Source organism: Mucilaginibacter antarcticus (assembly GCF_042686155.1).
Classification (GTDB): domain Bacteria; phylum Bacteroidota; class Bacteroidia; order Sphingobacteriales; family Sphingobacteriaceae; genus Mucilaginibacter; species Mucilaginibacter antarcticus.
Window position 1 is genome coordinate 117,337 of sequence record NZ_JBHUON010000008.1, and the last position, 26,586, is coordinate 143,922.

At 43.7% G+C, this 26,586-nt stretch carries 18 protein-coding genes and 1 tRNA gene; 8 read left to right on the forward strand and 11 right to left on the reverse strand.

Translation table 11 applies throughout. From position 1 onward, the window contains the following. Window positions 1-157: 157 nt before the first annotated feature. Window positions 158-949, reverse strand: a complete 792-nt coding sequence (locus tag ACFSYC_RS08835) for a basic secretory protein-like protein (protein WP_377125908.1) — start codon at window positions 947-949, stop codon at window positions 158-160. Between the two features lie 203 nt (window positions 950-1,152). On the opposite strand from ACFSYC_RS08835, the gene map reads away from it, so the two are divergent. The 3 genes from map (at window position 1,153) to ACFSYC_RS08850 (ending at window position 5,256) form a co-directional block, all read left to right on the forward strand. Continuing rightward, window positions 1,153-1,917: a type I methionyl aminopeptidase gene (gene map / locus ACFSYC_RS08840; protein WP_377125911.1), complete on the forward strand. Its 765-nt coding sequence runs from the start codon at window positions 1,153-1,155 to the stop codon at window positions 1,915-1,917. A 285-nt stretch (window positions 1,918-2,202) separates the two neighbouring features. Beyond that, the gene (locus ACFSYC_RS08845; RefSeq protein ID WP_377125914.1) at window positions 2,203-4,398 is read left to right on the forward strand and encodes a hypothetical protein; all 2,196 of its coding nucleotides are present in this window, start codon (window positions 2,203-2,205) and stop codon (window positions 4,396-4,398) included. 327 nt (window positions 4,399-4,725) lie between these two features. Next, a complete protein-coding gene (locus ACFSYC_RS08850) occupies window positions 4,726-5,256 on the forward strand; it encodes a hypothetical protein (RefSeq protein WP_377125917.1) in 531 nt (176 codons plus the stop codon). A gap of 379 nt (window positions 5,257-5,635) precedes the next feature. Here ACFSYC_RS08850 and ACFSYC_RS08855 read toward each other — a convergent pair. Further along, a tRNA-Ala gene (locus tag ACFSYC_RS08855) sits at window positions 5,636-5,709 on the reverse strand. A gap of 236 nt (window positions 5,710-5,945) precedes the next feature. On the opposite strand from ACFSYC_RS08855, the gene ACFSYC_RS08860 reads away from it, so the two are divergent. Beyond that, on the forward strand, window positions 5,946-7,268 hold the full coding sequence (locus ACFSYC_RS08860) for a PAS domain S-box protein (protein WP_377125920.1): 1,323 nt from the start codon (window positions 5,946-5,948) through the stop codon (window positions 7,266-7,268). Further along, window positions 7,265-8,059, forward strand: a complete 795-nt coding sequence (locus tag ACFSYC_RS08865) for a sensor histidine kinase (RefSeq protein ID WP_377125922.1) — start codon at window positions 7,265-7,267, stop codon at window positions 8,057-8,059. Before ACFSYC_RS08860 ends, ACFSYC_RS08865 begins: the two co-directional genes overlap by 4 nt. A gap of 47 nt (window positions 8,060-8,106) precedes the next feature. Here the strand turns inward: ACFSYC_RS08865 and ACFSYC_RS08870 are convergent, their stop codons facing one another. The 9 genes from ACFSYC_RS08870 to ACFSYC_RS08910 form a co-directional block, all read right to left on the reverse strand. After that, window positions 8,107-9,669, reverse strand: coding sequence for a sensor histidine kinase (locus ACFSYC_RS08870; protein WP_377125925.1), 1,563 nt, complete (start codon window positions 9,667-9,669; stop codon window positions 8,107-8,109). A 238-nt stretch (window positions 9,670-9,907) separates the two neighbouring features. After that, window positions 9,908-10,735, reverse strand: coding sequence for a PAS domain-containing protein (locus ACFSYC_RS08875; RefSeq protein WP_377126020.1), 828 nt, complete (start codon window positions 10,733-10,735; stop codon window positions 9,908-9,910). A gap of 308 nt (window positions 10,736-11,043) precedes the next feature. Then, a complete protein-coding gene (locus tag ACFSYC_RS08880; protein WP_377125928.1) occupies window positions 11,044-12,825 on the reverse strand; it encodes a RagB/SusD family nutrient uptake outer membrane protein in 1,782 nt (593 codons plus the stop codon). 24 nt (window positions 12,826-12,849) lie between these two features. Then, window positions 12,850-16,149: a SusC/RagA family TonB-linked outer membrane protein gene (locus ACFSYC_RS08885; protein WP_377125931.1), complete on the reverse strand. Its 3,300-nt coding sequence runs from the start codon at window positions 16,147-16,149 to the stop codon at window positions 12,850-12,852. Between the two features lie 239 nt (window positions 16,150-16,388). Then, window positions 16,389-17,201, reverse strand: a complete 813-nt coding sequence (locus ACFSYC_RS08890; RefSeq protein ID WP_377125934.1) for a hypothetical protein — start codon at window positions 17,199-17,201, stop codon at window positions 16,389-16,391. A gap of 35 nt (window positions 17,202-17,236) precedes the next feature. After that, window positions 17,237-18,280 carry a PorP/SprF family type IX secretion system membrane protein gene (locus tag ACFSYC_RS08895; RefSeq protein ID WP_377125937.1) on the reverse strand — a complete coding sequence of 348 codons (1,044 nt, stop codon included), beginning with the start codon at window positions 18,278-18,280 and terminating at the stop codon, window positions 17,237-17,239. Continuing rightward, on the reverse strand, window positions 18,232-19,203 hold the full coding sequence (locus ACFSYC_RS08900; protein WP_377125940.1) for a T9SS type B sorting domain-containing protein: 972 nt from the start codon (window positions 19,201-19,203) through the stop codon (window positions 18,232-18,234). Before ACFSYC_RS08900 ends, ACFSYC_RS08895 begins: the two co-directional genes overlap by 49 nt. Window positions 19,204-19,223: 20 nt before the next feature. Further along, entirely contained in the window at window positions 19,224-19,913 is a 690-nt protein-coding gene (locus tag ACFSYC_RS08905) for a hypothetical protein (protein WP_377125943.1), read from the reverse strand. Between the two features lie 36 nt (window positions 19,914-19,949). Next, entirely contained in the window at window positions 19,950-21,053 is a 1,104-nt protein-coding gene (locus ACFSYC_RS08910; protein WP_377125946.1) for a hypothetical protein, read from the reverse strand. Window positions 21,054-21,557: 504 nt separating this feature from the next. On the opposite strand from ACFSYC_RS08910, the gene ACFSYC_RS08915 reads away from it, so the two are divergent. The 3 genes from ACFSYC_RS08915 to ACFSYC_RS08925 all read left to right on the forward strand — a co-directional run bounded on the left by ACFSYC_RS08915 (window position 21,558) and on the right by ACFSYC_RS08925 (window position 26,212). After that, complete coding sequence (locus ACFSYC_RS08915; protein WP_377125949.1) at window positions 21,558-22,583, forward strand: LacI family DNA-binding transcriptional regulator; 1,026 nt, start codon at window positions 21,558-21,560, stop codon at window positions 22,581-22,583. Between the two features lie 114 nt (window positions 22,584-22,697). Beyond that, window positions 22,698-25,295, forward strand: a complete 2,598-nt coding sequence (locus ACFSYC_RS08920) for a glycoside hydrolase family 38 C-terminal domain-containing protein (protein ID WP_377125952.1) — start codon at window positions 22,698-22,700, stop codon at window positions 25,293-25,295. Between the two features lie 41 nt (window positions 25,296-25,336). Further along, complete coding sequence (locus ACFSYC_RS08925; RefSeq protein ID WP_377125954.1) at window positions 25,337-26,212, forward strand: sugar phosphate isomerase/epimerase family protein; 876 nt, start codon at window positions 25,337-25,339, stop codon at window positions 26,210-26,212. Window positions 26,213-26,586 lie beyond the last annotated feature (374 nt).

Genomic DNA, 26,586 nt, shown 5'->3' on the forward strand with positions numbered 1-26,586 from the left:
AGGTAAGAACCTAAACCGCGTTTTAGACAGGGATATCGTCAAAAAGATCGGCTATGGCGACACGATAAAAGGGATCAACTTCGAGATAAAAAATAATCCATAACAGAAAGCCCCGGAATAAATCCCGGGGCTTTCTGTTATTATAAAAAGGTATAGGTTAGCTTTCTTTTGTAGCAACGGCTACGTAATCTGTCCAAAGTTCGTCAAGTGTCTTGCCTGTGTATTCTTTCCAGGCATCGGCAGTATAGGTATGGCTGCGTAGTTTGCTATCCATAGTTGCCACTACTCCTTTTTTAACATTCTTTTCTATCCAAAGCAAAAACTTAGCGGTAATGCGGTATGACTTTGTATAACCTTGCGCGTTAGGGTCTTCGCCCGGTTTGTTAGGGTCGGGCCTAATGCCGGTGCCCTTAGGCAGGGCCCATTTGGCACCTTCATTGTCGACACCATACACAGCGCGCACGTAATCAGCAATTCCTTCGGTTAGCCACCCCACGCCTTGAGCGCCGCCCTGGTAGCTTTGTACTATGTGCATTACTTCGTGGGTCACCACATCAATATCAGTTGGTTTTTTCAGCATCCAGCTGGGTTTGTAGCGCACAACCGTGCCGCCTGTGGCTGCAACACCAGTGTAGTTACGGTCAATCCAAAATACTACTCGTTTTGCTGTATTAGGGTTAAAATCTTTAGCCTGCGCGGGGTAAACCTTGTAAAAGGTCTCAATCATACGTTTTTTTATATCAGCGCCTTCGGCCTGAAAAGTAGTATCGTTATTTACAAAAATCAAAGTATATCCATTGCGGGTGGTCGAGTCTAATGACAAGTTGGGCGCTTCGCTCCAGCTTTGGCGGCGCTGACGCGGTCTTTGCCCTTGTTGCTGTTGAGTTTGCTCCTGGGCCAGCGCGTCAATTGCGCCCATTAGGCACATCATGATTAATAATTTTTTCATTGTTAGGTATTTAAGGGGTAATACAACATGTAATCAGTTAATAATCAAATATAATCCATATCGCCCCCGTCAACAACGGCACTTATGTAACAATATTACGCTAATACGCCGGGCTGTAATGTCCCTCATGATTCATACGCTGACGTTAGATCAACTGTCAAGTTTTTAATTGCTAATTTCGCAATAGAATAAAGAACAACAACATGTCTATAACTACCGAGGACGAAAGAAGAGGAATGCAGCGGGCCAGCGATGCTGTAGCCATTACCCTGAGAAAGATGCGCGAGTTTGCCAAACCCGGCATGTCAACCCAAGAACTTGATGAGTATGGCGGCCAGTTGCTTGAACAAATGGGCGCAAAATCAGCTCCTAAGCTAACATACGGCTTTCCGGGATATACCTGTATAAGTGTTAACGAAGAAGTAGCGCACGGTATACCATCAGCTGATAAAATTTTGAAAGATGGAGATTTAATAAACATCGATGTGTCGGCTGAATTGACCGGCTATTGGGCCGACAATGGCGGATCATTTGTTTTAGGCGACGATATCTACGGCCACGGCAAACTGGTAGCGGCATCTAAAGAGATCTTGAAGAAAGCCATTAGCAATATTAAAGGTGGTGTGAAAATATCAGAGATAGGCCGGCTGATAGAAACCGAAGCCAGGAAAGCCGGCTACACTGTTATAAAAAATCTTACCGGCCATGGTGTAGGCCGTAGCCTGCACGAAGAACCGCACGAGATTGCTAATTACTGCGACAGGTACAACACCACTCGCTTTAAAAAGAACACTGTAGTGGCTATAGAAACATTCATTTCAACCAAGTCGACGATTGCCGATACCCAAGCTGACGGCTGGACGCTAAGTGGTAACAGAGGTGGCTTTGTTGCGCAGCACGAACACACCATTATGGTAACAGGTGGCAAACCGGTAATATTTACCGCAGAAAATGGAATTTGGGATTAAAGAGCTTGAGCGCGAATAACAGAAAGAGCTTCACAAACGGTGAAGCCTTTTCTGTTTGGTGGAGAACATCGTTATCACTTTTGATATTCCACAATGCCCAACATCATTTTGATGCTTAATAGCAAAAAAGTTACCGCACAAAATAATTATTGTCTGACTAACAAAGCCAGGTGTATGACGCTGACAGTTTTAAAAAAGTTTGCGCTTACCTGTGTGTTTTGCGTATTCATTGTTTGAATAGCGCATTTGTGCTAAATTAGGTGTTATTACTACATAAACATTCTAATGAAAAAACTGATTTGCGCCCTCGTCTCCCTTGCTCTCGGCCTAAACGTTTCGGCGCAAGTGCCGGATAAAAGCTGGTGGACCTTCACCTATAATGAAAGGGCCTCAGCCGACACCAGCCTGCTTAACCTACGCTACCTTAACGAGCGCGTTGCGGGCGAACATGGTTTTATTAAACTGAGTAAAGATGGTAATTCATTTACGGACGTTAAGGGCAAACCTATGCGTTTTTGGGGCACCAACGCAGGCAGCCTGGCGCAACAGTTTAATGATAGGCAATTAGATAGCCTGGCCCGCTTCCTTGCTAAAATGGGCGTAAATATTGTCCGTTACCATGGTGATATTAACGCCAAGGGGAAGGGGACCGGGTTAACCGACGTGGATACGGTGGAGATTCGTAATATATGGCGCTGTGTGGCTACGATGAAAAAATATGGCATCTATACCATTATTTCGCCGCTGTGGCCGGCCAACGGCCATATGGGCGGCTGGATACCTGCGGAATGGGGGATTGACGGCTATTCGGGACGAGACGATATGTGGGGGGTGTTATTTTTTAACAAACGGCTTCAACAGGGTTATAAGGCCTGGATGAAATACCTGTATACTAAAACAAACCCGTATACGGGCATCCCACTGAAGGATGAACCCGCAGTTGCCTTCATCCAGATAGAAAACGAAGATTCGCCTTTGTTTTGGACGATGAGTAATGTGAAACCCGAATTGAAGCAAATGGTGGGCGCTCAGTTTTCGCAATGGTTGATAAAGAAATATGGCAATTCGGCAGGTATTAAGGATACGACGGACCTGATCCCTATTTACGATTTTACCATACCCGTAACCGCACGCACTAATCCCCGGCTGCACGATCAGACGGAGTTTTATACCGAAACCCTGAAGGATTTTTACGACGATTTGGTACATTACCTCCGCACCGATGTGGGTTGTAAGCAATTGATCAATGGTAATAACTGGCGCACGGCGGCGCAAAGCCGAATGCTTGATTTGGAACGCTGGGCCAATAGCGGGCCGGAGGTTATTGCTGTGAACCGTTATTTCGATCCGCAGCATATCGGGCCTAGTGCCAATTGGCGGGTGGATCCGGGCGACTTTTACGGTTCGCCATCGGCGATTAAAAATCCGGGCGATTTGCCTGTGAATATCAAGCACGTTTCGGGCCACGCCACCGCAGTTACCGAAAGCGGCTGGAATTTGCCCAACCGTTATCAAACTGAAGGCCCGCTACTGGTGGCGGCGTATGGAGGCCTTACCGGTTTGGACGCTTATTTTTGGTTTACGCAAACGGCAATAGGCTATATGGCCAACCCGTATTTTACCTTCCTTAAGGTGCATGGGCAACATCCTTTAAACCGTTGGAGTATATCAACTCCCGGCCAGCTGGGCATGTTCCCGGCCAACGCTTTAATTCAGCGCCTTGGTTATGTAAAAGAGGCTAACATACTGCAAGAGCAGCGCACTATGAAAAGCATGCTGAATCGCGATGTGCCACCTATTTTTGAGGAACAGGCCTTTGACCCTAACCGCGATTTTGTTGTGAGCAATAATAAGGATCAGGCCCGGTTTTCGCCGCTCACCTTCCTTGCCGGAGGGGTGGTTAGCACTTATAACAGTGCAGCCGACACTGTAAAATTAGCAGCCGACCTGAATAAGCTGATTGATACCAAGTCGGGCAAAGTGATATCGATTACGGGGGAAGAGCGGCTGGATTACCACACAGGTATCTTTACATTGAATACCCCTAAGGCAAAGGCTGTATCGGGCTTTTTAACCACGGGTAAAGAATTTGTCCTGGGCAAGGTAACCATCCAGTCGGACAATGAATATGCTACCATCGAACTGGTGAGTATGGACGGCCTTGAAATCGGTAGATCGAAAAAAATATTATTGCAGGTAGGTACTATTTTCCGCCCGACGGACTGGGCCGAGGAACCCGCCACAGTTACCGACAGAAATAAGAAGGAATTGATCGGTATGAAGGTAATTAATACTGGAAAAATGCCCTGGTTAGGGATGCCGGCCTCGGGGAGTATCAGCATCAAAACCAAGGTGATCAAAAAGGCAACGCAATTGGATGCAGCTGGTTACGCGGTCAGGAAGCTAGGCTTGTCCGTAGCTGGTGAGTCGGTAAGTTTAAAACTCCCGACTGATGCTTTTTATATTTTGTTGGAGAAGTAGTAGCTTTATTTTACTTGCTTGCTGTTGTTTTGATACTGACCTAATATGAGAAAGAACGTTACTAAGCCAACCAATGTCGACAGCGCTATAAGCCAAATGAATGCACTCGAATCAGAGCACCCGGACATTGATGTATCAGGTAGATGCATTTACACCTACATGAAGGTTTACCCAGGTTTGCGTATTGCCGAGAGTTGTCGGAAGATTATAGTTCAAGTGAATTGCCATTTTTGTAGCAACACTGGCAGCAATCACCTGCGTAATCGATAGCTACTTATAACGCAAGTAATATTGGATTTTTATTTACCTTGGTTCTGTAATCATCACATGAGAAAAAAGGGAACCCATAAGCCATTTATTTATTATGATAGCTTAAAACCATGGGAGAGCGTTTGCATGATATTGTATGCTATTGTAACGATATGTGTAATTTTGACTCTTGTTTTCGCCCAACCGGAAACCAAACAGACCACTATGGTAATGTACATAGTGCTATCGCAGTTTGGTATGTATTTTGGGTTGTACACTTCATTACGCAATTTTAAGGCTTACCTGCTTTGGTTATCCTTCGGTATAGTGCATTTGATACTTTTCTTTTGTTTCAAGGGAAATCCTACTATTGAAATGTACCGTGGGAGCCCGACCGTGGGACTATTAAATACCATCATACTATTGATGCTCTTTCAGTTTCTTAGATACCTTAGTTTAAAATTCCAGAACCGGGAGTTTGTAGCACCTGCTAAAGGTGGCGGGCCAGATTTGTTTGAAAACAAAAAGGTAACCTTTGCAGATTTTGTAATCTTTGTAATCTATATGGGTTCATGGCTTGGTCTTTCGGTGTTATCCCTATCAATGTAACACAATCAGAATATAATTTTAAAAGACTTAACCAGAATGACGATTGACCCTATTGAAGTAGAAGCAAGGTTACAAGTGTTGGCAATGAACTTTAGCAATAGCTACTTTCCATGCGTAGCCGAGCACTACCAACAGTATTCAAAAACAGCAATGTGGTTGACGAGATGGAAGTTTTGGACGAGTTGAGTATTAAACTGACTAATAGACTACAGACAACAATCACAAAAAAAAGACCGTCTATCTCGAAGGAATTATTTTGCGCTTAGCAATTATGCAGAGATTGCTACTTATATATGACTAAGAGAAGTGTTGTACCTATGTTGTACCTGAAAAAAAACAGGCTTTTAGATATACACCTAAAAGCCTGGTAATCAGATTGTGGAGAATATCGGAGTCGAACCGATGACCTCTTGCATGCCATGCAAGCGCTCTAGCCAGCTGAGCTAATCCCCCTTGTTACGGATGGCAAAAGTAGTAAAAAGATGGAGATTTGAAAATTATATCGTAAAAAGTTGCTTCTACCCTAAGGATTATGGAAGTCATAATCTAACTTGCTTTAAATCAATTCGGGATGGATGTAACTTTTAATAAGCGCAGAACTTTTGGTCCATTTGAATGTTCTCAAAACCAGAGGTTTTTTTCTTGCCAATAAATTACTTATTTCGTAGTAAAACTTCATATAGCCAAACATGTCTGGGACGAAACGACCATCCGATGAAACACTGCAAGCTTTGGAAACGGCGCCAAACATGTATCTTATTCTGTCTCCTGAGTTGCACATTCTTACGGCAAGCGACTTGTATCTTAAAGCGACGCAAACCGCCCGCGAAGCGATAGTAGGCAAACACGTTTTTGAGGCGTTCCCGGATAATCCAGAATTGCCTGACGCTGACGGGGTACAGAATATAAATGCTTCACTTCAAAATGTTTTACGAACAAAAAAGGAAGATCACATGCGTGTGCAACGCTATGACGTACCTGATGTGTTAAGACCGGGGAAGTTCATTCAGCGATATTGGGACCCGTGCCATACACCTGTACTTGATCAGGAGGGCGATATCTCCTATATCATTCAGTTGGCAACAGACGTCACTGATAAGATCCTGGCCGAACAAGCACTCTATAAAAGCAATATGGAACAGGTTGAGACGACAGAACAGATCAAGTCGCTTAATACTGAACTTCTGGCAACGAATGTAGAACTACGCGACACACAGCAAAAACTTACTCTTTTAAATTCAAAACTTGAGGAGCGCGTCGCAAAACGGACACAGGAGCTTAAACGAGCAAATGAAGAACAAGCTGCTATCAACGAACGGGCGGCGGCAACAAATAAAGAACTTACAGAGATCCAGCAGCGCTTGATAGAGACGAATCGAGAAGTTTCGGCAATAGCAGCCAGACTGCGCATATCTGTGGAATCTACCGGACTTGGCTCATGGGAGTATAACCCTACAACCGGAAACCTGTTCTGGTCTAAAGAATGCCGGCAGATATTCGGATTAACCGAAGAACAAGAGGTTGACTTCGACACGTACACCCGACATATTCATCCCGACGACCAGGAATGGGTGATAAGGCGCATCAGCGAGACTCTTCAACCTGATTCCTCGGGCAAGCATGAATTGACGCATCGAATCCTTCGTTTTGACAATAATGAACTAAGATGGGTCAAGGCAAAAGGTACAGTAGAGTTTGAGCAAGGGGTCGCAACCTGTTTTTTGGGAACAGTTCTAGACATTACGGAGTTGAAGCAGGTTGAGGAAAAGAGTGCAAGACTTGCAGCAATTATCACTTCTTCAAGTGATGCGATCATTGGGAAGACGCTAGATAGTGTGATAAGCAGTTGGAATGACTCGGCTGAACGGATGTTCGGTTACACAGCTTACGAAATGATTGGCGAAACGATATACAAACTACTCCCATCAGATCGGCAGGACGAGGAGCCAATGATAATTTCAAGGATAAAAAATGGCGAACGTGTTGACCATTTCGAACCGTACGGCAGATGAAGGACGGACGACTTATTGATGTATCATTAAGCATCTCGCCTATTAGGGACACTAATGGCAAGATAATAGGAGTTTCTCAGATAGCGAGAGACATCTCTGAACGAAAGCGGGACGAGATACGTAAGAACGACTTTATCGGGATGGTTAGCCACGAACTGAAGACACCATTGACTTCACTTACGGCTATTATGCAGGTGTTGCATAAAAAGTTGAACAACACAGACGATCGTTTTGTCCCCGATGCACTAGCTCGCGCTAACCAACAGTTGAAAAGGATGGGCAACCTGATCAATGGCTTTCTAAACGTTTCCAGACTAGAATCAGGGAAGATCGTAATCGAGAAACGTTTATTTATCATGGAGGATCTGATCAAAGAGGTAATTGCAGAAATCAACCTAACGGGAGCTACGCATATGATTGAACTTCCGCGGTGCGACAAAGTAGAAGTATTTGCGGACCGGGACAAGATCAATTCAGTGGTGACTAACTTACTTAGCAATGCAATTAAGTATTCGCCTAAGGCAAGCCAAATAACTATCACCTGTGAACAAACGCAGGAGGAACTGCTCGTGAGCGTCAACGATGAAGGGTTAGGTATGAAGGCGGATGATTGTGAACGAATTTTTGATCGCTACCACCGCGTGGAGAGCGATGACACGCGACATATATCTGGATTTGGAATTGGGCTTTATCTGAGCGCTGAAATAGTTAAACGGCATGACGGACGAATTTGGGCAGAGAGCGAGTTAAGCAAGGGCTCTACGTTTTATTTCAGTTTGCCGCTTGGCTGATAATTTAGTCTATTAACCCGTAAGAAAGATCGGATATTTCCCGGCATTTAAAAAGGCAAAGTAAAGCTAAACGTAGAACCTTTACCAGGTATGCTTACCACATCAACAGTTCCGTTATGTAAATTAATAATTTCATAACATAGATATAAGCCGATGCCAAAACCAGAAATATGGTGTTCCCTCACATCCTCCGAACGGTAAAAGCGGTCAAAAACTTTGTCAATTTCGTTTTTAGGAATACCAAAACCCTGGTCCTTTACACGGACGGTTACTGAGGCATTGTCGTAAACGTAGGTAATGGTTACAGGCATTCCCTTTTTGGAATACTTGACTGCATTGCTCATCAGATTAACCAGCACATGTTCGATCTTTTCCTTGTCTAAGTCTATGTATATAGCATTTGCGTCTTCTAAAACAATTTCCACACCCGCGTTCAGTACGCGAAAGTCTGCGATAGTTGACTCGATAAGCTGCCGTAGTTCTGTCCGCTGTAAGTTTAATTCAAACTTGCCACTCTCTAACCTCGCCATATTCAAAAACCCGTTGATGATGCCACTCATTTTCAAGATCTGTTTTTCGGAGTTTAGCAATGCAGATCTCGTAAATTCATCGACTTGTGTGCCTTGTTTTTTCTTTAGCAATTGGATATAACCCTGCAAGGACGTAAGCGGTGTTTTTAGCTCATGACTCGCCATGCTGATAAAGCCATTGCGCAGCTGCTCTTCAGTCTTTCTATCAGTGATGTCTAGTACGGATCCTATAAATCTTTGCGGCTGGCCAGCTAGATTGAAATACACTTTGCCTTTTGCACGAACCCATCGCAACTTAGCATCAATAACCCCGACTGTACGATACTCAACATCATAATCACCGTTACTTTTAGAAGCATCAAACAAGTTACTAATTAGTTCTACCACCCTTTCTTTGTCATCAGGGTGAAGGCCGGTAAGGAAGTCGTGATCATATGTTACTTCCTGTTCATGACTAATCCCAAACAATTCCCGACACCGACTGTCCCATTCCATAGTGCCCTTTATTAGGTCCAGATCAAATGTACCGAGCTGTGCGGCATGTTTTGATAGGCTAACCTGCTCATATGCTCGTGCAAGTTCGCTGGTCCGTTCCGCAACTTTTGCTTCGAGTGACGAATTGACTTCCTGCAACACAAGTCTAGCTTCTTCAATTTCGCGCTCCTTTATCACATGCGACGTAATATCGTTAGTGGTCGTGAGCAGAAAAGATGGTTTGTGGGCGTCCCCGCCGATGGGGGTAATTTCGAGTTGCCACCATTTCTCTACCATACCGTTACCGTCTATTGCGCCCATATCATACCTGAATGGCTGCATTAAAATTGTTTGATTAGTGGTCTGCGCTTTGGTAAGTGCGTCCAATAATAATTTGCCCCCATTACCTCCCGCTTCGGTTGGATCAAACGTCTCCCATACGGATTTTCCTGAAATTTCTTTCCCCACCAAATTGGTTGCCACCTTGTGTGCATCGTTACTGATCACTATTGTAAAGACAGGGGCATCAGCATGTACAATGATGCGTGGCACCGGCGAATTAAAGAGCGCTTTAAAAATTGGATCCTGCAGAATTCCTATGGGCATCTAAAAGTAAAAAAGGTTACCCGTAAAGTTAACAATTAAAAGCTATTAGGTTATTCAACGCATCCTTATACTTATTCCTTTACGGAGTGACTTATAATACGAATCATACATTTACAATTCTTTCAATTTAGAATAACGTAAATGATTATCCCGAAAAGGGAACCACTACAATCGCTTATCTAATCATCCCTTTAATCCTGCTGTTCAAAAATGCTTTCCAAAAATGGATAAGCCATTTCTATTGCCGGAATAGTAAATGCAAACTGGGTACCCACCTTGTCTTTAAGCGTATTGAGTTTATCAACTGGGCCGCATGTTCAATGAGTTGGCCGTTTTGTTTTTCGATCTGAATCTCGTTATTTCGCAGTTCGGTAATATCTTGCATTGCCCCTATCATGCGTATGCCTATCCCATTTTCATCGCGAATCACAAGGCCTTTATCCAGCACAAAGGCATACTCGCCATTAGCTTTTTGGAAACGGTACTTTTCCGACCAAAATTTCATTTGGCCATATTTAACCGGCTCCGGGTACAGCACTACCCGTTCCCGGTCTTCGGGGTGCACATGTTGAGCAAAAAACCGCATATCGCCAATATTTACCCCCGGCTTATGCCCGAACGACTTTTTAATGTTGCGCGAATAATACACCTCGTTGATCTCTAAATTCCAATCCCATATAATATCTGTAGTTGCTTCCGTTACATATTCAAAACGCTCGATGCTCCGCTCAAGCGAGCGTAACGTTTTCGATTCTGTAGTAGCATACTTGAATACTACCATTATGCAATGCTGCCCCACGTAGTTAATGGGGTAGCCTATCATTTCAACCTTAATAGCTTCGCCACTTTTTTTCAAGTAGGTCCAGGCACCTAGTGTTCCCACATTTTCGTTAATAGGCTGCTCATTTAACACTTCGGCCAAACGAACCATTTCATCGGGTGCACAAAACTCCAATATAGTTAAGTCGCAAAACTCGTTCTCGTTATAGCCGTATAGGTTTGAAGCCATTTTATTGGCATTTAAAATAGCCAAAGACCCGGTAGCGTAAATGACAACAGGAAGCAGGTTTGAATAAAAAAGGACTTTGTAATTTCTGCCTGTTCATTGAGTGCTACGCCCGCGCCTTGTTCCCAGGTTAAGTCGCGGACGGTGCAAAACATCATTTTATCTTCAGATATCCATGTTGCCGACCAGGATAGCCGTTTAACCGACTCGTGTATTCCTATGCTTCTATTTTTGAACTCAACAATATTGGCTCAATATTTACCATCACAAAAGACGGAGATCACCCTCTATTAAACACAAAAGCGATTAAAACAAAAGCCCCTTTGCTGTAGCAAAGGGGCTTTTGTTTTAATCGCTTAATCTAATATTTATTCCCAACCCGGGTTTTGAGGTTTAAGGGCAGGGTTACGTTGTAAGTCATTCAACGGAATTGGATAATAGTAATTTTTGTCGGTGAATTTTCTTGGAATCTCGTTCATCCAGATCAACTCGCCCGACGTACCGTTTTTTAACTGTTGCGAGTTGGTCGTAGTACCAATCTTTGCTGATACATCAACATAAGTAACGCCGGCAACTGCTGTGGGGCGTGTGCCCTGGTAAAATGCTACATCCAGTATGCCATCCTCATTTAAATCCAAAGGGGTGTTTAAGGCCGGTACGTAAAAACCGTTCCACTCCTGCTGCATTAAGTCGCCACGTTTCCAACGTAACAGATCGGCAAAACGCAAACCTTCTAAGCTTAGCTCGATACCACGCTCCCTGCGGATTTCCAAAATAGTTGCATCACTAATATCAGGGAAGTAATTGGCAACCAGGTAGGGGTCGGCGATTGTTGGTTTCGTAGATAAACCGCCTGTAATACCGCCCCTGGCCCTTAAAACACCAATAGTGGCAGCCCATTCTGCATCTGTCAAAGTTCCCAATTCGGCTTTTGCTTCGGCAAAGTTTAATAACATCTCGGCGTAGCGGAATAAAGCAACAGCATTAGTGTTTAGCGCACCTGCATCGTAATAGGTATCATCTAATGTCCATTTTATTGGCTGGTAGCCTGTAAAGGTATATGAAAATACTGGTGGAGCCGGCGCTGCAATTCCATTTGTGGAGCGTTTGTAATCGCCCATGCGTATAGTTTGTTTTAACCTAACATCGCGGTTTTTAACCTCGTCCTTAAATAACATGGTTTGATAACCCGGGGTATTGGTAAACGGCGTACCATCAACCTTTAAATACGTGTTGATAAAGGTACGGGTAAAGCTTGCCTTGGCACCGTAGGTGCCGCTGGTCCACCACCAATTAGCTTCGTTTAAAACCGCTAAGTTTACATCGGCAAGGGCAGCTTGTATTACCTCTGCAGCCACCGGGGCATTGCTGGTAAATACCTGGCGATAAGATGCACCTACACCACCCGTGGTATTAATACTGTAACCCCCGTTTTTTATAAGCAGATCTGACGACGATACCGCTTCGGTTAACCATTTTTCGGCAGTGGTAGTCAAGTTCAACTCGGTATGATATTTTCTGAATGTACCTTCAAACAAACAAACCCTTGATTTAAAAGCGTAAGCAACCCATTTGGTTACTGTAGTACGGCTTGCATCATTACCAACCGGTAAATTGGCGCAAGCGTAATCTAAATCGGCCAGTACCGAGTCCATAACCAGGCTCCTGCTATCACGTTTGGCGTTAAGCGTAACGTTGTCTTCGTAGTTTATTGGCTTATTTATCCATGGCACATCGCCAAAGCGCTTTACTTTATCCATGTAAAAGTAAGCACGGAAATAACGCGCCAAACCCAAATAGTTTTTGCGGATATTTACCGGCACATCAGGGTTTGTGCAATTTTCTATGAAGTAGTTAATGTTACGCAAATCTGACCAGCTCCAGCCCGAGCTGTTGTTGGCGCCAAAGGCACCTTCGCGAATAAAATCGGGCACTTGTTTTACAGCCAGGTAATCTGACATTGCATCCTGCGAAGTTGAATTTTTAGGCAAAAAGCCCATGTTGTAAAATGAGTTGGTATACAACTTCAATCCGTTTTCGGTACCAAAAACAGCCTCTTTGGTTGGTGTGGCCTTTGGTTCCTGATCCAGCTTTTTACAGGCTGCCAAACTAAGGCAAGCCAGTAAAATTAATATATAGTGTTTTTTCATTTTGATCTTTATTTAATATTTGGTTTAGAAACCTATGTTTAAGCCAAAAGCATAGCTTTTAAGCATCGGATAGTTATAACCGTCGCCATTTGTAGAGCCCGAGTTTATGTCCTGGTCTGTCGGTACCGCATTTTCTACGTCGATAGTGTTTTTAACAACCTTGTACATTGGAGAATAAGTGAACAAGTTTTCGCCGGAGAAGAATACTTTAGCGCTACGCATACCAACTTTATTTACCCATTTTGTGGGCAAGGTGTAACCTACCTGGATATTTTTCATACGAATGTAAGCTACATTTTGTAGGTAACGTGTTTGCGCTATACCCAAAGTACGATCTGTATTACTTGATGCGGCACGCGACATAGTACGCGGGAAGTAAGCGTTGGTATTTTGAGGCGTCCACATGTTATCTAAATGAAATTTAGGTATGTTGTTATATGGTCTGTTATACTGCCCCCAAAACATCTCAGTCTCGGTGCTTGGATACCATTGCTGTTTGCCCACACCCTGGAAAAAGGTAGAGAAAGAAAAGTTATGCCAGTTAGCACCCAAAGTAACCCCATAAGTGTAACGCGGAGCAGAGTTGCCAATAATTCTTCTATCGCCGGACTTACCTACTTTGTTCTCTCCCCTGTTGATAAAACCGTCACCGTTTACATCTCTTAATTTGATATCGCCGGGAGCCCATACACCTGTTGGCGAAGCGCGCATTTCAGGGCTTTGCTTAGCATGAGCTGCAATATCAGCAGCGTCTACAAAAAAGCCCTCTGTTTCGTAACCCCATATTTCGCCTAAAGTCTGACCTTCGTAGTAGTCGGTTATTAGTTTATCAGGGTTTTGGTATTTGTTAATTTTAGTGATATTGTCAGCCAAAGTCAATCGTACGTTGTAGCTAAATGGCTTGGTATTGTTACCAATTTTGTCGCTCCAGGTAATTGATGCTTCCCAACCGCGAGTGGTTAAGTCGGCATAGTTACCTTTGGGCCTATCTGCACCAAACACGGCCGGCGGTGTTAAGCCAAGGGTAAACATGTTGGTAGTTTTACGGCTATAAATATCGCCAGTAAAATTTAACTTACCTCGAAGTAAAGATATATCTAAACCTAAGTCGGTAGTTGTCGACGTTTCCCAAGTTAAGCCGTCAGGCAATACAGCAGGGTTACGCGTTGTTTGTGGCCTGCTGCCGTTTAATATAACACCAGACTGGCTAAGACCAAATATCTCCTGGAAAGCATACGAGTTAATGTTACCGTTGCCTAATGACCCGTAAGACCCGCGTAATTTCAAATCAGATATTATTTTGTCTGACACTTTCCAAAACGGTTCGTTATTGATTCTCCAACCGGCAGATACTGACGGGTAAAATGCGTAACGTTGGTTTGATGGGAATTTTGATGAACCATCATAACGGCCATTTACCTCAACCAGGTAACGATCTTTGTAAGCGTAGTTTAATCTTGAAAAACCACCAAGTATAGCCCACTGCTCATAACCACCGCCGGTGGTAGTTGCCTGACCAAGCGCAAGGCCTAAATCTGTAGCATCGTCAAAAATAATACCGTTACGTTGTATAAATATCCTGTTATAGGTTGATTGCTCGTAGTTGTAACCAGCCATTGCCTTAAAGTAATGGTCTTTATTAAACGTATTTTCAAACTCGGCAAATATGTTGGTTGCCAGGTAACGGGTGTCGCGGTTATCAAAAGACAGATCATTGGTTGTTGTACCTACATACGATATTACACCCTTAGTGTTGCTGTAAGGCACCTGCACACGTCTTTGATTTTTGTCGTTTGCTGTGTTACGGAACGTGAAGTCAGCATTAACGCGGAATTTATTATTGAAGAAACTGCTTCTTAAACCGGTTATGTTTCTGAATACTTCTTTACGGGTATCAAAACCATTTTTCCCGTACATAAAATCGCCAATCGTATAAGCAGATGCAAAAGTGTATGTTCCGTCAGGGTTAGTTAACGGCATGGTTGGTTTACCTTCGTCAGCAATATTTCTCCATATACCACCACCTTCGCCCACGTTTATTGGGTTATGGTAGTTCATCATAGAGTAATCAGCATTATTCTCGATACTTAACCATGGAAATACCTGCACAGTACCGCGTGCACGAATATTTTTCATGCTGTAATCATCGCTGTTATATCTAAATAAACCTGCCTGATTTAATGACCTTGCAGATACCAAAAACGTAGCCAAATCGCTGCCGCCGCTTACCGACACATTGTTTTCAAACGATGAGGTGCGGTCTTTGTACAAGGCTTTGTAGTAGTCCGTGCTTCCGTAGTAGGTGTATTCTCCCGTTGTTGGGTTTACCTCAACCTGGTTATATGGCTGGCCAGATTCTTTTCTCTTTTTAAATTCGTCAAGATAAGCTTGCGAGAATTTCTGTGTTTTATTAGCGTTTTGCGGAAAAGCGCCGTCGCCGTTAACAAACGCTTCGGCAAACATTTTGGCCCAGGTGTAACCGTCGGTTACAAAGTCTGGTCTGGTTACCGGCGCTTTAAGCGCGTAGTTTGATGAGTACGATACGCTGGTGCGGCCTTTAACTCCTTTTTTAGTAGTGATCAATACCACACCGAACACGCCTCTGGCACCATAAATAGCGGCTGATGCAGCATCTTTTAAAACCGAAACATTCTCAATGTCGTTTGGATTTAGCAGACTTGGGTCGCCTTCAAAGCCATCAATCAATATCAAAGCATTGCCCCCCTGACCAATAGAAGTGGCACCCCTGATGTTGTAAGCAGGTGATTGCGTTGGTTTGCCATCGCCCATCCGCAGGTTTAAGTTGGCAATTTGACCTTGTAACCCTTGAGTAAGGTTTGTTATAGGCCTATTCTCTAAACTCTTTGCCGATATCTGATCAACAGCACCTGTAGCATTAGCCCTTTTTTGCGTACCGTAACCAACAATCAGCACCTCGTTTAAGCTGCCCGTTTCGCCTTTCAGGATTACGTTTACGGGCGTATTCTCGCCGGCTTTTACGGTGATCTTGCTTAAAGTAACTGTGGTGTATGATATGTACGCTACAGTTATATCATAAGTACCTGCCGCTACGTTTAGTTTGAAAGTACCATCAGCTCCGGCAATTACAACCTGGTTAATGCCTTTAACGGTAATAGTCGCGCCGGGCAATGTCTCGCCTTTTTCGTCCACCACCTTACCGGTTATTGTACCAGTTTCTTGCTGGTAGAGCGCCGTGCTCAGCCTGGCAACGGTAACTGCTTGCACTGTGTTTACACTTGCGTATAAAAATGCAAAGCAAAAGCACACCATTACCTTAAAGTTAAACAGTAAAGTTTTTTTCATTTTCAATTAAATTTTAGTGAAGGGGGTTAATTGTGTTATCATTTATTCTGACCGCTTAGAACGGGGCAAAATTATTTAAGCTATATGAAGCCCATGTTAACCTACCTTAATGAATAGAATTGAAAATGATGGTGTAAAGCATACACCAAACAAAAGATCGGTCGGGTATTTTACCAATAAGCCTTGTAGAAAAGGCGTTTACGTTAAATTACAGCTGAAATTGGAATATTAAGCCAATGTTATCCGGCAGTAACCTGTCCTGAAATCATGTTTACAATATAGATTTTTGTCTCGCTGTTTAAATTGATCAGTACACGGGCCCTTCTGTTGCTTAAAAAAGTAATACTGCCATAAAAGTTATTGTCAACCTTAATTGTACCATCAAGATTGTGTATCCCGGCGGTAAAGCCCGCCTCACCCTGCACCACATCGGCTACGCCGCTGCTGATATCGACCCTAACGCCTTTTAACTTATAGTAAATGTCAGAGTTGTGGTATTGCGCATTGGTGCGCGCCTGATTAAATAATGAAGCATGCGAAGAAAAACTGATACTACCCTCTACCGAGGACAGCTTATACGTTTGATCTAAGGCCTTTACAAAATACTTTTGAGTAAGCTTATAATTGGCCTCGTAAAGATCGCGATTTACAGCGTTTGCAATACTGTCGTCAAGCACGTAGCTATCTAATACATTATTGGTACAGCCGTAGGTAAACCTATAATGCCCAAAATAGGTCTTCACCGTATCAGACACCGTTTCGCTAAAGTTATAGGTGGTATCTATAAACATCCCGCAGTACGGGTTTAGGGCGTTAGCTTTGCGTTTTTTTTCAACCGGAATATAATTTAAGGGTGACTTTATACCATCATTAATATTTGCCCCACCATATTGGCCGGACAATGACCTATACAAGCTCACGGCCATTTGCTTGCTCATTTCCGCGGCACTTAAGTTGCCGCTGGCTGGGTCTTGTATACTTTTTTTGCAGCCTGTTTGTATGCACCCCGTGGCTATCAACATGATTGAGATATATTTTGCAAAGTATTTCATAACAATATTGATTTAGCATAAGTAATTAACCTGCTTTAAAAATAACACTTACGGGTGGGGTCGTTAAACCTTGAGCGTGAGCTGCCATTATTTTTTATTAAAAAGCCTATCGACAATTCGTGCGAACCGTAACCAACGGTATTTAATTTGTTCATTGAATAATCAAAGGCATAGCCTATGCGCAGGTTTTCGGTGGCAAAAAATTCAACTATGGCAACCATTGCGCTTGATGTTGGCAGGCCCTTTTGCAAATTGGGCTTATTGTAAAGCGGTATGGCTGTACGATAAGTAGTGCCCAGCCACAGTTTTTCGTTCAGTAAAAAATAAGCGTTGATATCCATGCTAGTCGGCGCCGTAGGGGTATCTTTTATTAATATAGATGGCCTGATCTTGGTATCGTTATTCAAATCAAATATTGCCCCTGTTGTAAAATAGTAATGCGGCATAGGCACTGGCACACCCAGCGAGTTAGCGTTTTGTTTGTTGCGCATATGTTGAGGCAGCAAGTTATCTGCAGATGCACCTATAAAATACTTGTCACTGGTATATAAAATACCCAAACGCGCATCGGGCAATAAAAAGCTCTGGTTACCTGTTGGGATAAAGTTATCGCCGGCTTGCACCGCGTTAAGCCGGGTGCCGTCAATGCCCGATTGCACTATCCCGGCGCCTATACCAAACGCCAGCCTTGAGTTTTCATCGTCGCCCACCTGTATGCGGTAAGCGTAGTTGCCGTAGGCTGCAACGGTGCGTTGCGCCCCTATCTGGTCGCGCTGTAACAAAAGGCCCAGCCCCACTTTGTCATCAGCAACCGATCCATCAGCAGCTATGGAGGTTGTTTGCGGGGCTCCGTTAAGGCCCGTCCACTGCGAGCGGTGAAAAGCATTTACAAAAAAATCGCTTTTGTAGCCTGCATAAGCCGGGTTAACGTATAAGCCGTTAAACAAGTACTGGCTAAATTGCGCATCCTGCTGCGCTTGTACACCTAAAAAAGATGCAATTAAAACAAAAGTTAAGATCAGTCTCTTCATCATATCCTCGTTCTTAGTAGGGTCAAATAGCCTTTGTAGGAATCCCATACACCGGCCTTATTTTTGGCGCGCAACACGTAGAAGTATGTGCCTTCTATCATGCCCTGGCCATCCCAATCATTCTTATAATTTGTTTTTTGATATATTGTATTTCCCCAACGGTTAATTATGGTAAGCTCGGTATCAGTGTATGTTTCAAGTCCAGGTATCACAAAGGTGTCATTAACGCCGTCTCCATTTGGCGTAAACACATTTGATATTACCAGCGGGTAAACCTGTTGCACGGTTTGGTCAATGTTGTTAGCCATAATTGGGTCTGTCTCTTTACCCTTAATATTCACAACACTTTCTACCATGCCCGGCGTTAGCACTTTTACCGTTACCACCAATTTGGTTGGCATGTTATTATTAATCTGGTTAATATTCCAGGTTAGTGTACGGGTAACAATGTCATACTTCACCAAATTGTCGTTACCCGGCTGCGGCAGGTATACCAGGTTGGGCGGTATTACATAACTTACCTGCACGTTTGTGCCCGGTATAGGGCTGTTATTATTGGCAGTTAATATGTAAGTAAAACTGTCGCCCGGCGATGCCTTTGGGTTTGATGACAGTATACTTACCGCTAAATCAACCACCGTATCTGGCTTTGCTACGGGCCCACCTTTAGTATTCACTACAATCCGCACGCCGTCTGACGTTTCTGACGGGCAACCTTCCATGTTAAAAGCCACTACAGAATATATACCAGCTGTGCTTGCAGTATAATCTTTAGACATGGCGCCGCTTATTCTGACACCGTCTTTATACCATTGGTAAGCAGCAACATTTTGAGCGGCGCCATGCAGCACAATAGTAGCCCCCTCGTTGATAGTAAATGTAAGGTACCCGCCTGTTTGAGTTTGCGAGTAAGCCTTACTATTTATTATCAACAACGCGCATAAAACTATTAGTCTGCACAGTTGCTTCATTAGTGTTGCCGCAGTATCAATTAGTTAGCTGCAATGGTTGGTTTTGATGGTAACGGCGTAATTACAATGTCTTTTGTATTTGTTGCCGGGCAGCTTGTGTTAAGCGTATAAGTAACAGATACACCGTAAGTTAATGTTGCCGGAGTAGTCTCGCCGGTTACGTTGTAAGTGCTTGAAGTAGCGCCGTTAATAGCAACTCCATTTTTACTCCACTGGTAATTAACTGTGTAACCCGTGCCAGGCGTAACATTTGCAGTTAAAAGGGTCTCGTTAGTAGCAACACCGCACATAGATGATGTTGGCGAAGTGATAGCTACACTTAATGTTGGCAATACATAAACCTGAAACACATCAGACACCGGCGAGCTACAACCGTTTGCATTCTCTGTTACTACCACGTAGTTGTAGTAACCTGCAGCTGTTGATGTTTCGGTGTAAGTTCTGCCGGTAATGGCAGTTACTTCCTGCTTGTTACCGTTAGCGTCAATTTTGTACCAGTGGTACTTGGCAAAGTCAACAGTGCCATCTTGCGGTGCCGACATAGAAATCGTAGATCCTGCGCAAAGCACTTTTGCAACAGCTGCTGCAGTTGCAGGTGGCGCTGTTGTAGCATCACTTGGTCCGGGCGTTACCTGGGCCGAGGCAACCGTTACAATTGTTACCATCAAAGCAGTCAGGAATAGGTTTAGGGCTAGGAAACGTTTTTTCATGGTGTTATTATTTAATTATTGGTCTTAAATAGTTATTTATAGTGATGAGATATTGGGTTTTTGGGGGTTTGGGGTTACGGTGACCGTCGTTTGTACAGGTAACGAAGTACAGCCAGTTACCTTGTTTTCGGCGGTAATGCTGTAAGTGCCGCTTTGTGTAATCACTGGGCCATTTACATTGGGAATTATATTACCATTGCTGTCTTTAAAAACATAAGTATATGTGGCCGCATCGTATCCAACAATAACTTTTGACAAATCATAATTTAGGCAAGCCGTATTGGGGCCGCTCAAAGTCAGCACCGGGATAGCGTTAAATACAACGAACAAGTTTTTACGATAAACGGGGGCAAAAACAATATCATCCACTGCGAAATCATTACCGCTTGTCGCTATATTTTGGTTAACCAGCGCTATGGGTAACGCACCACTGCGGCTGCCCGAGTTCCAGGTGGCGGTAAAATATTGCCAGCTGCCGGTAGTTGCCGTCGGGTTAATTGTACTACCCAGCGGTACCCCATCAATAGAAAACTGCAATTGTGCAGGGTTTGCCGGGTGCGCGGCTGTAGCCCATGCCGAAAACACATAATCTGTATTAGGCTGCACGTTAATATTCTGCGTCCAAACAACTACATTAGCTGTCGCCGATCCGTTAACGATAAGCATGTTACCGCTCCCGGTGGTATGATCGCCGAATGATGAAAAGTTGGTATGGATGTTATTAGGGTTGGTATTAATAGTGTAAGTACCTTCAGTGCTTAAAACCCCGCAACAACATCCTGCGCAAACGCTGGCGCTGCTTTTATAACTGTATGCGCTAGTAAAACCACGTGTGTTTGAGTTAGTTGTTGCCGCAGAAAAATCGCCATTAGTTACTACATTGGTGCCCGTAACCTGCCACCAGTAATTGCCACCTGTTGAAACCGGTAATGAGTTGCCACTTGTACCATTATTCCAAGTGGGGGTACCATAGCCTGCGGGAATGTTACTGGTAGTTAGCGTAGTGCTTGTGCCGCAAACCTTTACGGTATCAGTTATGACAGCAAATATTGGAGCATGGGCAGTTATCCCGGTAAAAGATATACCGGCTATCCCTGCAAGCAAAACACCAATAAGTACAATCAATCTTTGGGGCGACATCTGCGAAAAAGCATCCTTGCTTTAATTAACAAGTAAGCCGTTTTACGCACGCATTCGGGAAAGTGTTACAAGAGTTAAAAGTTAAACGGTCAAAATTTCGTCATAGTAAATTATTTTATTGACCTAAAAGCTTAGCAATAAGTAGTTAAAGTGGTACACCAGTCCAGACACGCACTATAGAAATCTAATAATCAGTCGATTGAATTTTTTAAAACCATTTGTTTTACGCTTTCCAGAAATGTGGATAACTAATAAAAAAATCTTTTTTGGCTTTTAAAAGGCCACATCCACTTGCCCTAATTTATTAACTCGCAATTAATAATTATTTTTTAGGCGATTATTTTTGTCGAGAAGTTAGATCTGCAAACATATTGTGTGGCGCACCGATTGCCGAAAATTTTTAGCCGAAAAACTGCAAACTAAATCAGTACTTTTAGCACCTTAAAGCAAATTAACGTATGCCTTATATTTGGGCTTCGCAGATTTTGCAATATGCCATAACCTGTGAAGAAAAGACTGTCCATTGCTGATATAGCCGAAGCGCTCAATATTTCTAAAACCTCGGTTTCCTTTATTTTAAATGGCCAGGCCGAAGAGAAGCGTATCAGCAAAAAATTGGTGGATAAGGTTGTCCAATATGTAGAAGAGGTGGGTTATAAACCCAACCTCTTGGCCAAAAGTCTCCGCACAGGCAAATCAAACACCATTGCTTTAATGGTCGAGGATATTTCAAACCCTTTCTTCGCCAGCATTGCCCGCTTAATTGAAGACCGCGCGTATCAGAACGGCTACCGCATTACCTATTGCAGCACCGATAACGATACTGCCAAAACCAAAGACATGATTGGCATATTTCAAGACCGCCATGTGGACGGTTACATCATTGCGCCGCCCGAGGGGATTGAAGATGACATCCTCAGCCTGCAAAAAAACAACCTGCCCGTTGTGCTTTTTGACCGCTACCTGCAACACGCGGATACAGACTACGTAATAACCGATAACAAAGCCGGCACTCACCAGGCTACCAACATGCTTGCCAAAAACGGCTATAAAAAAATAGCCTTTATAACTTTTGCCAACCCGCAGGTGCAAATGCGCGACAGGTTGCAGGGCTACCTGGATGCTATTAAACAAAACAACCTTGAACACTTTGTAGCCGAGGTACTTTTTTCGCGCAATGACCAGGATATCACCAAGCCCATATTAGATTTTTTGAATCAACACAAACAGCTTGACGCGGTGGTATTTGGCACTAACCATGTTGGCGCCTGCGGCCTGAAAGCTATTCAGCAATTAGGGTTAAAAGTGCCTGATGATTTGGCAGTGATATCTTTTGATGATTACGATGTATTTCAGCTACACTCACCCCCTGTTACGGCTATCGCGCAGCCCATTCAACAAATTGCTAATCAGGTTATCAATTTACTGTTAAATAAGCTTAACGGTGCGACGGATATTTTGCAGACGCAGCAAATAGTAATTCCCGGTCAACTACATATCCGCAGTTCATCAGCAGCTAAGATTAGCTAATTTGTAACAATTTTGAAACCGCGTTTGCTAAATTGATTTAGTAGCTTTACTTTCGGGCTTTTATAACCAATCAATTAACCCGCATTTATTTTTTTACCGACTATCAATTTGGCCATGCGAAAAAAAACAGTGTCGAACATTTTACTGGCCTTCAGCCTGTTAATTACAAATACGGCTATCGCGCAGCAAAAAGCTTATATGATAGACGGCTACCATGGCGGTTTCTGGGGCCATTACCCAACCAACTACACCAGTTTTATTGTCGATCAAATGAAGGCGCATCCCGACTGGAAGATCAACATTGAAATTGAGCCCGAAACCTGGGACATGGCCAAAGCAAAAGATGAGAAAGGCTATAATGAGTTCAAAGCGCTCTTTGCCGACCAGCACATCGCGAGCCGACGGATAGAGTATGTAAGCCCGGCTTATGGGCAAGCTTACATGTATAACGTTAGCGGCGAAAGTGTAATACGCCAGTTTTCTTACGGTATTGAGGCGGTTAAACAACATTTTCCTACCGCGGTATTTACCACCTATTCGTCCGAAGAGCCTTGTTATACCAGCGCGTTGCCGCAGATCTTAAAGTCGTTTGGCTATAAGTACGCAGCGCTAAAAAACCCCAATACTTTGTGGGGTGGTTATGTGCGCGCCTATGGTGGCGAACTGGTTAATTGGATAGGCCCCGACGGTACCGCTTTGGTAACTGTACCCCGGTATGGCATTGAGGCATTAAAGCCAAATTCGACCTGGGAAACCATCGGACATAGCAACAACCAACCTTTTATAAACGCGGCTTTTAATGCCGGTATTAAAAACCCCGTAGCCATGACCTTGCAGGATGCCGGATGGAAAGGCGGCCCGCTCATGGGGGATGGCAAAGGCGGTTACCAGCCTACCGAATATCGTACCTGGACAGATTACGTAGATAACTCCTCTATAAAAACCCCAACCGAGAGCTGGAAATTTAGTCAGGAAGATGTTCAAACCAGCTTGGTATGGGGGTCGCAGATTTTGCAGCGCATAGCCCGGCAAGTGCGTGTGTCCGAGAACAATTTGGTGATGGCCGAAAAGCTGGCTGCTATGGCAAGGGTGTATAAAAATGCCCCATGGCCAAAAGCCGCGCTTGATCAGGGCTGGACGAGACTGCTACTGTCACAACATCATGATTGCTGGATAGTCCCTTACAACATTGGGCAGGGCAATACCTGGGCTGACAAGGTGGTGACGTGGACAGGCATCACCAATAAAAATACGGATAGTGTTGTAGTAGCCTCGACGGCTGCAATGATAGGTATAGGGAAGTCTGATGTTCTACATATAAAGGTATTTAACACCCTGAGCATAAAACGTAGCGAGATGGTGACCGTAGACATACCTAAAGGCTGGGGTAGTTATGTAAAAATAAGTGATCAAAATAATCATGCGATTTCTAACCAGATTTTAAAAAACCGGAAAATAGTATTCAAAGCTGAGGCACCTGCCTTAGGATATATAACATATTCAGTAAAGCCGAATGCGCCGGTAAGACCAATAGCTTATAAGTCAGTAATGCCTTACGGATTTGCGCGGGTAAGTAAGATAGCGCATAAGTACAAAGTTGAGACCGACCTATACACCGTAATCATCGATCCAGCCAAAGGCGGAACCATAGAAAGCCTTATCGCCAGAAAATTAGGCAATAAAGAGTTTGTAGACAAAACAGATGACCGCCGGTTTAATGAATTACGCGGAAATTTTTTCAAAGACGGTGGCTTTAAATCAAGTGCAGATAACGCTGCCGAGGTGACGATTTTAGAAGAGGGACCGGTGCAGATTAAGCTACAGGTTAAAGGCTCAATTTCTAATAATCCATTTACACAAATACTTACTTTCACCCAAGGGCAAAAACGCATCGACGTAAGTTTAAAGATAGACTGGACCGGCAACCAGGGCATTGGCAATGATTACCAGCAAAACAAATACGATGCTATATCATTACGTAAAGCGTTTTATGATGACAGGGATAAACTACTAACATTGTTTCCACTTAACCTTAAAGGCCAAAAAGTTTACAAAAACGCACCGTTTGATGTGACCGAAAGCAAGCTGCAAAACACTTTTTTTAACAGTTGGGATAGTATCAAAAATAACGTGGTGCTAAATTGGGTTGACATTACCGACGCCAACAACACTTACGGCATGGCCATGCTTACAGACCATACCACAAATTATGCGCACGGTACCGATTACCCCTTGGGTTTGGATGTCGCCTACTCGGGTGTTGGCCTTTGGGGACGCAACTATTCGCTTAAATATCCTACCGAAATGAATTATGCCTTAGTGCCGCACGCCGGTAAATGGGATAAAGCAGGGATATGGACCGAGAGCACGCAGTTTAACGAGCCTTTGAAGGCCGTAGTAACGGAGGGTACTCCGCAGGTGGGTGAGTGGTCGCGCTCGTTGGTTAACGTATTAGGTAGCGGGCTTGAAGTTTCGTCAGTTACAGTATCCGGCGATGATTTGTTGATACGGTTATTTAATGCCGAAGGCGATAATCAGCCAAAAAAAATAACACTTGATGGTCTTGCTACTAAAGCCGAACTTGTAGCGCTTAACGGCGATGTAATTCAAAAACTGGCTATTACCAAAACAACAACTGCAACAAGTGTAAATGTGGCTATGCCAAGGTTTGGGTTACGCACGGTTCGGTTTAGCGGTATAAAAAGGCTTTGATAACATGTATAAAAACAATAACCAATTATAAAAATCAATCAATGAAAATTAACAAAACCCTTAGGCTGGCGTCAGTTGCCGCCTTGTGTTCGCTTTTAATTTTAGCAGCCTGTACGGCTCAAAAAAGCGGATCGGCCAAAACAAATAACCCTGAAGAAAAACTAGGCTGGAAACTAGGCTCGCAAGCTTACTCTTTTAACCGTTTTACTTTTGCCGACGCTATACGTAAAATAGACAGCTGTAACTTACGCTACGTTGAAGCTTTCCCGGGCCAGAAAATTGGCGGCGGTTTGCAAGGCAACATGGGCCCGGATATGGACGACGCTACCCGCAAAGCCGTATTGGCTATGCTTGCAGCTAAAAATGTAAAGTTGGTAGCCTTTGGCGTAACCGGTGCCAACAACGAAGCGGGCTGGGTTAAACTATTTGAGTTTTGCAAAGCTATGGGCATAGGCACCATTACCTCTGAGCCTAACGAAAAAGATATCCCGCTACTATCAAAATTGGCAGATCAGTACCAGATCAATGTTGCTATACACAACCACCCGAACCCATCACACTACTGGAATCCGGATATCATCCTTAATGCTATTAAAGGCCAGAGCAACCGCATCGGCGCCTGTGCCGATATCGGTCACTGGACCCGCTCAAACCTTGACCCGGTTGAGTGCCTTAAGAAATTAGAAGGCCATGTACTGCACTCACACATGAAAGACCTTAATGAGATTGGCAAGAACGGTCATGACGTACATTGGGGCGAGGGCGTATCAAACATAAAAGGTGTAATTGCCGAACTTAAACGCCAGGGCTTCAAAGGCGCACTATCTGCCGAATACGAGTACAACTGGCTAAGCAATAGCCAGGACATCGCAGCCAGCGCAGTAAATTTCCGCAGGATGGTTGCGGAGACTAAATAGAACCGGGAAAATGGGCTAAAATGAGACCGGGTTGTCCACTTCTATAGGTAGATAACCCGGTCTTTATGTTTGCAAATGTGCCGAAGATGGACCCAATCTCCCCCATCATTCGTTTTGTTTCACGCGTGTGTGCAACAGATGAAACAAGTGAAACAAGATATAGGACTAATCTGTTGATTATTAGTGTATTACAAAAACAAAGTGAAACAAAAAGAAACAAGATTTTTGGTTAAATAGTTGATATAAAACTACTTGTAAAACAGCCAAAATGCGCTAAATGAAACAAGATTGTTGGTAAAAATGGAATATCTAACGCTACAAACATGTCATTTCCGCCCTAGCGAAAGATCTTTTGTCTGGCCTGTCAGCGACCC